Consider the following 7,482-nt stretch of genomic DNA (forward strand, 5'->3'; position numbering starts at 1 on the left):
TGCTCGCCGGCGGCGGCGCCCTGCTGGGCCGGGCGCTGACCGGCCACCGGGGCCGGCTGGTGACCGCGCTGGTGGCGAGCGGCGTGATGGCGGCGCTCGCGCTGCGGACGGCGGTGGCGCCCGCCTGACGCCCGGTTCGGATGAATCCGGCGTGCGGTGGTGTTGTGGGAGTGATCGACTCGACCGCAGTACACGAGAACGACGGGATGGATGCCATGCCCCTGCAAGGCGAGTACGAGCCCAGTCCGACCCAGTGGGTGCGCGAACAGGTGGAGTTGTACGAGAGTTCCGGCGGCACGGAGGGGACGACCCTGCAGGGCAGGCCCGTCATCGTGCTGACCAGCCGGGGCGCGAAGAGCGGCCGGCTGCGCAAGACCCCGTTGATGCGGGTCGAGCACGAGGGGCGCTACGCGGCGGTCGCCTCGCTGGGCGGCGCGCCCAAGCACCCGGTCTGGTACCACAACGTCAGGGCCGACCCGCACGTCGAACTCCAGGACGGGCCGGTCAAGCAGGACATGACGGCCCGTGAGGTGACCGGGGAGGAGAAGGCCGAGTGGTGGAAACGCGCCGTCGCGGCCTTCCCCCCGTACGCCGACTACCAGAAGAAGACGGACCGCGAGATTCCGGTCTTCGTGCTGGAGCCGGACGGGCAGCGGGACTGAGCCCCGGGGAATTTCCCGTGCCCCGGTGTGCATGAAGCTCCGGGATCCGGGCACGCGTGGTTCAGGCCCCGCCGCGTTCCCCCGTCGCGGCGGGGCTTTCCCATGCCTCCCGCGCCTCCGGGTCCCCCCGTTCGGTGACGTCGAGGAAGATCTGCTCCGCCTCGGGCACCTCGCGGGCGATGGACCGCTTGATGCGAACGGCGACCTCCTCCACCCGCTCGCTGTCCATCCCGGGCACCAGGTCGACGCGGGCCGCCACCAGGGCGGTGTCCAGGCCCGTCTTCATCGTGAAGAGCGCCTCCACGCTGTCGATCTCGGGCTGCTCCCGCAGCAGCTCCCGGATCCGGTCGCTCGCCTCCGGGTCGGCGGCCTCGCCGATCAGCTGGTCGCGGGCGTCACGGCCGAGCCGGAAGGCGACGTAGACCAGCAGCGCCCCGATGGCGAGCGAGGCGGACGCCTCCCACACCACCTGTCCGGTGGTCATGTGCAGCACCATGCCCGCGATGGCCAGGGTGACGCCCACCACCGCGGTGCCGTCCTCGGCGACCACCGTGCGCAGCGCCGGATCACGCAGTCCGCTGCCCAGACCGCCCTGCCGGCGCACCTGGTGCAGGGCGCGCAGCAGGGAGCCGCCCTCGGCGAGCAGGGCGACGCCGAGCACGACCAGTCCGGCGACATAGCCGCTCAGGTCCTCCTCGCTCCCGTTCCTGAGCGCCTCGACGCCCTGGTAGAACGAGAAACAGCCGCCCATCACGAAGATCCCGACGGCGGCGAGCAGCGACCAGAAGAAGCGTTCCTTGCCGTAGCCGAACGGGTGACGGCGGTCGGCCGGGCGTCGGCTGCGCCGCAGCGCGGCCAGCAGGAACACCTCGTTCAGGCTGTCGGCGACCGAGTGCGCGGCTTCCGACAGCAACGCGGGCGAGGACGCGGCCAGTCCGCCGACGGCCTTGGCGACGGCGATCACCAGATTGGCGGCGAGCGCCACCAGCACGGTGATCCGGGTTCTGCGATCCGATCGAGTACTCACCCTCGGCCGATTGCCCCGGTCGGCCCACGCCACACCGTGCCGTCGGCGGAAAACGGGGAACGCGGTCACAGGGACGTACCGACGGCGGGAAGGAGACCATCATGGGCGGCCGCGACGACGGGGGCGGTGGCAACAGCGCGTACGGCAGGAAGGCGTTCAAGCGGTCGAAGGCCCATTTCGCGGACCGGATCACCGCTGACGGGCGGGACGGGTGGCCGGTGGAGGCCGGGCGCTACCGGCTCGTGGTGAGCCGCGCCTGCCCGTGGGCGAGCCGGGCGCTGGTGTCCCGGCGGCTGCTCGGGCTGGAGGACGCGCTCTCCCTGGCCGTCGCGGACCCGGTCCAGGACGACCGGAGCTGGCGCTTCACCCTGGATCCGGACGGCCGCGACCCGGTGCTCGGCATCCGGTACCTGAGCGAGGCGTACGACCGGCGGGAGACGGACTACCCGGGCGGGGTGAGCGTGCCGGCGGTCGTGGACGTGCCCAGCGGGAAGCTGGTCACCAACGACTACCAGCGGATCACCCTGGACCTCGCGACGGAGTGGACGGCCCTGCACCGCGAGGGGGCGCCCGACCTGTATCCGCGGGCACGGCGCGACGAGATCGACGCGGTGGCGGAGGACGTCTTCCAGGACGTCAACAACGGCGTGTACCGCGCGGGGTTCGCCACCGGCCAGGAGGAGTACGAGGCCGCGTGCACGGCGGTGTTCCGGCGACTGGAGCTGCTGGCGCGGCGGCTGGAGGGGCAGCGGTACCTGGTCGGCGACACCATCACCGAGGCGGACATCCGGCTGTTCACCACGCTGGTGCGGTTCGACGCGGTGTACCACGGTCACTTCAAGTGCAACCGGTGGAAGCTGGCGGAGAACCGGGTGCTGTGGGCGTACGCCCGCGATCTGTACCAGACGCCCGGCTTCGGCGACACCGTGGACTTCGACCACATCAAGCGGCACTACTACCAGGTGCACACCGGCATCAATCCGTCCGGCATCGTGCCCCTCGGTCCCGACCTGGCCGGCTGGACGGCGCCCCACCACCGGGAGGAGCTGGGCGGCCGGCCGTTCGGGGACGGCACTCCGCCCGGTCCGGTGCGGGCCGGCGAGGAGGTGCCGGCGCCGGGGCGCCCCTGAGCCGTCCGGTCCTTCCCCCACGATCCGTCCACCGACGAGAACACGCAGCCGATCTAGGAGATCCACGTGGCGAAGAAGAGCAAGAAGGCGAAGAAGAAGCTGCCCCTGGCGTACAAGCCGATCGGCTTCGCGCTGGGCTGGACCAGCGGCACCGTGGCGGGGATGGCGTTCCAGAAGACCTGGAAGGTGATCCGGCACGAGGACGACGCGCCGGACGCGCTGGACCGGGACCGCCGCTGGGGAGAGATCCTGCTGGCCGCGGCGATCCAGGGCGCCATCTTCGCGGTGGTGCGCAGTGCCGTGGACCGGGCCGGCGCCAAGGCCATCGAACGCTCCACGGGCACCTGGCCGGTCCCGGACAAGGGCGGTCGCGACTGAGACGCCGTACGGCCGGCCCGCCGTCCCCCCGGGGCGGCGGGTCAGCCCTGCTTGGGCGCCGTCGACGTGCCCCGGCGGACGGTGAAGGAGTGGCCCGCCGGGTCGGCGTAGCCGCGTTCCCCGGTGGGTCCCGAGGCGTCGCCCGTCTCCACCGGGCGCCCGCCGAGGCCCACGATCAGGCGTTCCACCGCGTCCAGGTCGTCCACCACGAACTCCAGGTGCGCCTGGAGGGAGTTCTCCGGGCGGGGCCAGCTCGGGGCGGTCGCGTTCACGTCGCGGCGCAGTGCCAGCCGGAAACCGTCGGCGGCCCGGATCTCCACCCGGTTGACGTGGGCGTCGACGTCCTGGGCGTCCAGCAACTCCTTGTAGAACTCGGCGAGTTTCTCGGGTTCGGCGCAGTCGAGCACCACCACGCCGGCCGTCACCAGGGTCATGTCCCCTCCGAGGGAGTCCGGGCGCGGGGCGCTCCTGCCCCGCCCTGTACGTGACACCTGTCCCCACTCGCCGGATTCAGTCATGTTCCCGTGCATGCGCACATGCCTCAACCGTCCTCCGTGGTACAGGAGATCACCATCGGCCACGGCGCGGATCCCTTGGGCTCGGGACATTCTCGCAGCGCCTGACGGGGCCGGTCCGACGCCGGGGGCGCGGCCGCGGCTTCGGCATGGTGGCGATCGTCCCGCCGCCGGGGCCGAGCGGCGAGTTCCATCCGCGTCCTTCGAAGCGACACGGGGGCCGCGAGGGGACCGCGCGCATGAGTAAGCACCGCGAAGCGACCCGTCGCGAAGTGGTCAACTCGCGGCGCCTGTAAGGCATTTACCGGGTCGACAGCCCTGTGGACCAAGTTCGCCCGCTGCCGGAAGTGATGATCCCGTCACGCTCCGACGAGGCTCGCCGGGACCGACCGACCGGTTCGAAAGAAGTCGGTCGCAATTCGAAGACATATGTCAATCGAACATGCTCAAATGCACTCGACCGAAGGTAACTTGCAGGGTGCGAACCGGTGTTGGGGCCGGTTCGCTCCCCCGTTGCACGGAGCAGGCTGGAGGCGATGGCGTCGTGCGGTACGAACCTGCACCGCTGACCCGGCATCTGCGCGTCCGCCACGACCGGGGACACACGGTGCTGGAACTCCGCGGTGAGATCGACATCGCCGCGGCCGCGGAGATCGTCCCGCACCTGGACATGGCGACCGCCGAACCGGACGCCCGGATCGTGATCGACCTGACCCACGTCGAGTTCTTCGACCTCTCCGGGCTGCGCCTGCTGTACCGGGCCCGGCAGCGGATCGCGGACGGACCCGGCCGGCTGCGCCTGGTGTGCACCCACCCGCTGACCCTGCGCATGCTGCGGATCACCGGCACGTCCCGTCTGCTGCCGCCGTGGCCGACCCTGGACGCGGCCCTGGAACGGCCCGAGGCCACCTCGGGACCGGCCTGACCACCGGATCCGCGGCCTGACGCCCACCGTGCGCCCCAGCGTGCTCCCGGTGCGGTCGTCCGTTCCCCGATTCCCCTGTCTGTACGGGTGACTGAGGGGCATTCGGTCAGGAGGAAGGAGGGCCGTCGCCATGACGACTCCGACGACTCCCGCGAAGGGACCGACCGCGCGCGTACCCGGATGGGCGAAGGTGCTCGGCGCGGTGGTGCTGCTGCTCGTCGTGCTGTTCGCCGGGATCCGGCTGAGCCTGCTGCCGGGCCTGAAGGACCTGTTCGGCACGGAGACCGAGGACCGCTCCGGACCCGCGCTCCTGGAGTCCATCCAGGACATCAGCCGCTACGACGCCGCCTCGGGCAACTTCCAGGTGGTGGTGGATCTGGAGAAGGACGCGAAGTTCCTGCCGGACGCCGTCCGCGGCAGCCGCACGCTGTACGTGGGCGCGGGCACCGTCGACGCCTACGTCGACCTCGGGAAGCTGGACGGGGACGACGTACGGGTCGACGACGACCGTACGTCCGCCACGCTGCGGCTGCCCCACGCCCGCCTGGGCAAGCCGGCCCTGGACCCCGAGCGCTCCTACGCCGTGTCCAAGCAGCGCGGACTGTTCGACCGGCTCGGCGACCTCTTCTCGGACAACCCCAACAGCGAGCAGGCCGTCCAGAAGCTCGCCGTGCGGCACATCGGCGACGCGGCGGAGGAGAGCGGACTCACCGCCCGGGCCGAGACCAACACCACGGAGATGCTCGAAGGGCTGCTGCACTCCCTGGGGTTCGAGGAAGTACGGGTCAGCTACGGCGAGTGACCCGCACAGCCAGGGGTAACCGGCGTACCAAGTACGGAAGTTGACGACTGGAGGACAGAATGGCCCGCGCCGTCCCGCATCCGCGCTCCCTGTTCCACCGGCGTCCGCGACCGTCCGGGCGCGGTAGCGCGGAGGACGGCCCGGGGCGCCCGCTGCCGTTGTTCCCGCGGTTGCTGGCGATGCTGTGCGCCTTCGTGTTCATGGTCGTCTTCGCCGTGGTCCTGGCCCGGCTCACCCTGCACCCCTCCCCCGCCTCGGAGGCGCTGACCCACACCAATCTGCATCCGGGCCGCTCGCTGAGGGCCTATCTGGACCAGCCCGCGCTGCGTGACGCCGTGCGTCAGATCGGCGGCAACATCCTGCTCGGCGTGCCCTTCGGGGTGCTCGCTCCGGTGGTCGCCCCGCGCACGCGCGGGTTCCTGCGGGTGCTGGTGCTGACGGCCGTCGTGATGCTGCTGGTGGAGTGCGCGCAGGGCGCCCTGGTGACCGGACGCGCCTTCGACATCGACGACGTCATCCTGAACACCGGCGGGGCGTTGCTCGGTTACCTGCTGCTGGGCCGCCGCCTGAGCCGGGCCGTGCACGCCCGTCGTCCGAAGGCCTGACCCCTAGGGCCGCTGCTTCTGGTCCTGAGGGGGCCACGAGGCTCCGCGCAGGGTCCAGGTGAACTTGTCGCCGCCCACCCAGCGGACCACGTCCGGGTCGTCCAGGTCGTGGACCGTGATCCCGAACGCGGCGGCGGCGTGCAGCACGTCGGTGACGGTTCTCGCCTCGCCGACCACCTGTCCGTCGATCTCCACGATCCGGAACGGCGGAGTCCCGGGCTGTACCCCGAGCACCATGATCCGCGGATGCGACATGTACGGGCTCGCGCTTTCGGTCATGCATCGAGGGTAGAGCGCAAACGGTGCGAACGCGGCGTACGGGTCCGCCTCCGTTCAGGGCCGCCGCCGGTCGTCGCTCGTCAGGTGCGCCCCGGCCCGCGGTCCCGTCCGGAACGTTCCGCCGTCCACGCCCCAGGAGGCGCCGGTGACCTACGAGGCGTCGGGTCCGGCGAGGACGGCGACGACCGCGGCGGCCTCACGGGCGTCGCCGGGCCGTCCCGGGGTACCTCCCGGGTCCTCGGGGCACTGGGGACGCCGGGGCCGGCAGGTCCTCGGGGGCGCCCGTGTGCGGGAGCGCGGGGTGCCGTCGGAGTGGCGGGCGGCTGAGGTGGTACCCGTACCACCTCCCTCAAGGAAGGATCTCGTATGGAACGGGCTGCCGTGTTCGACGTCGACGGCACTCTGGCCGACACCAACCATCTGCATGTGACGGCCTGGTGGGAGGCCTTCCGGCAGGCAGGGCACCGGGTGCCGATGCACGCCGTCCACCGGGCCGTGGGGCTGCCCTCCTCCGACCTGGTCGCCCATCTGCTGGGCGAGGACCGGGACACCGGCCGCGACGACGAGCTGAGCGCGGCGCACAAGGCGCTGTACGGGCAGTACTTCGACCGGCTGCCCGCGCTGCCGGACGCCGGCCGGCTGCTGAAGCGGCTGCACCGGGACGGCTGGACGGTGGTGCTCGCCACCTCGGCGGGCGGTGCCGAGCTGAGCGCGCTGCGCCGGGCGATCGACGCGGACGAGGCGATCGACGCGACGGCGAGCGCCGACGACGTGTCGGAGGGCAAACCCGCGCCGGAGCCCGTCGAGCACGCCCTGGAGCTGGCCGGGGTGCCCGCGGAGCGGGCGGTGTTCGTCGGTGACACGGTGTGGGACATGCGGGCGGGCAGCCGCGCCGGGGTGCGCTGCGTGGGCGTGCTGTGCGGCGGCATTCCGCGCGCCGACCTGGAGGAGGCCGGCGCGGACGCGGTCTACGCCGACCCGGCGCATCTGCTGGCCTCCCTGTCGGACAGCCCTCTGGCATGACGCGGGACATGACACGGGTGCGGGAGAGGACCGGTCGGGACGACGCCGTGGGGCGAGTGGCCCCGGTGACGCGGGTGCGGGACGCCGTGCGGTGGGACGCGCGGTCCGTCGGCCGCGCGGCGCGGGCCGCGTGGCG

10 protein-coding genes and 1 pseudogene are annotated in these 7,482 nt (G+C 72.2%); 7 read left to right on the plus strand and 4 right to left on the minus strand.

What is annotated here, in order from left to right; translation table 11 throughout:
• Positions 1-215: 215 nt before the first annotated feature.
• Positions 216-662 (plus strand): nitroreductase family deazaflavin-dependent oxidoreductase, encoded by a 447-nt coding sequence (locus B7767_RS14825; RefSeq protein WP_085572609.1) that lies wholly within the window; start codon positions 216-218, stop codon positions 660-662.
• Positions 663-723: 61 nt separating this feature from the next.
• Here B7767_RS14825 and B7767_RS14830 read toward each other — a convergent pair whose 3' ends face one another.
• Positions 724-1,689 (minus strand): cation diffusion facilitator family transporter, encoded by a 966-nt coding sequence (locus tag B7767_RS14830; protein WP_256923438.1) that lies wholly within the window; start codon positions 1,687-1,689, stop codon positions 724-726.
• Positions 1,690-1,790: 101 nt separating this feature from the next.
• Here B7767_RS14830 and B7767_RS14835 point away from each other — a divergent pair, with 101 nt between their 5' ends.
• Together B7767_RS14835 and B7767_RS14840 are read left to right on the plus strand one after the other, a co-directional pair.
• Positions 1,791-2,819, plus strand: a complete 1,029-nt coding sequence (locus B7767_RS14835) for a glutathione S-transferase family protein (RefSeq protein ID WP_085572602.1) — start codon at positions 1,791-1,793, stop codon at positions 2,817-2,819.
• A 66-nt stretch (positions 2,820-2,885) separates the two neighbouring features.
• Entirely contained in the window at positions 2,886-3,197 is a 312-nt protein-coding gene (locus tag B7767_RS14840) for a DUF4235 domain-containing protein (protein ID WP_030863828.1), read from the plus strand.
• Between the two features lie 41 nt (positions 3,198-3,238).
• On the opposite strand, the gene B7767_RS14845 is transcribed toward B7767_RS14840, so the two are convergent.
• Positions 3,239-3,631 carry a VOC family protein gene (locus tag B7767_RS14845; protein ID WP_085572603.1) on the minus strand — a complete coding sequence of 131 codons (393 nt, stop codon included), beginning with the start codon at positions 3,629-3,631 and terminating at the stop codon, positions 3,239-3,241.
• A gap of 625 nt (positions 3,632-4,256) precedes the next feature.
• Between B7767_RS14845 and B7767_RS14850 the strand changes: the two genes are divergently transcribed.
• From B7767_RS14850 to B7767_RS14860, 3 genes are all read left to right on the plus strand, one after another.
• Complete coding sequence (locus tag B7767_RS14850) at positions 4,257-4,637, plus strand: anti-sigma factor antagonist (protein WP_256923439.1); 381 nt, start codon at positions 4,257-4,259, stop codon at positions 4,635-4,637.
• A gap of 130 nt (positions 4,638-4,767) precedes the next feature.
• A complete protein-coding gene (locus B7767_RS14855; RefSeq protein WP_085572605.1) occupies positions 4,768-5,439 on the plus strand; it encodes a DUF4230 domain-containing protein in 672 nt (223 codons plus the stop codon).
• Positions 5,440-5,498: 59 nt separating this feature from the next.
• Positions 5,499-6,044 (plus strand): VanZ family protein, encoded by a 546-nt coding sequence (locus B7767_RS14860; protein ID WP_085572606.1) that lies wholly within the window; start codon positions 5,499-5,501, stop codon positions 6,042-6,044.
• Positions 6,045-6,047: 3 nt separating this feature from the next.
• Here B7767_RS14860 and B7767_RS14865 read toward each other — a convergent pair whose 3' ends face one another.
• Both B7767_RS14865 and B7767_RS48005 read right to left on the minus strand, forming a co-directional pair.
• A complete protein-coding gene (locus B7767_RS14865; RefSeq protein ID WP_085572607.1) occupies positions 6,048-6,323 on the minus strand; it encodes a hypothetical protein in 276 nt (91 codons plus the stop codon).
• A gap of 54 nt (positions 6,324-6,377) precedes the next feature.
• Positions 6,378-6,557, minus strand: a pseudogene (locus B7767_RS48005) (SDR family oxidoreductase); the annotation flags it as partial.
• A 132-nt stretch (positions 6,558-6,689) separates the two neighbouring features.
• On the opposite strand from B7767_RS48005, the gene B7767_RS14875 reads away from it, so the two are divergent.
• Positions 6,690-7,346 carry an HAD family hydrolase gene (locus B7767_RS14875; RefSeq protein ID WP_085572608.1) on the plus strand — a complete coding sequence of 219 codons (657 nt, stop codon included), beginning with the start codon at positions 6,690-6,692 and terminating at the stop codon, positions 7,344-7,346.
• The last annotated feature ends 136 nt before the right edge of the window (positions 7,347-7,482 follow it).

This window comes from Streptomyces sp. 13-12-16 (assembly GCF_002114215.1).
GTDB lineage: Bacteria > Actinomycetota > Actinomycetes > Streptomycetales > Streptomycetaceae > Streptomyces.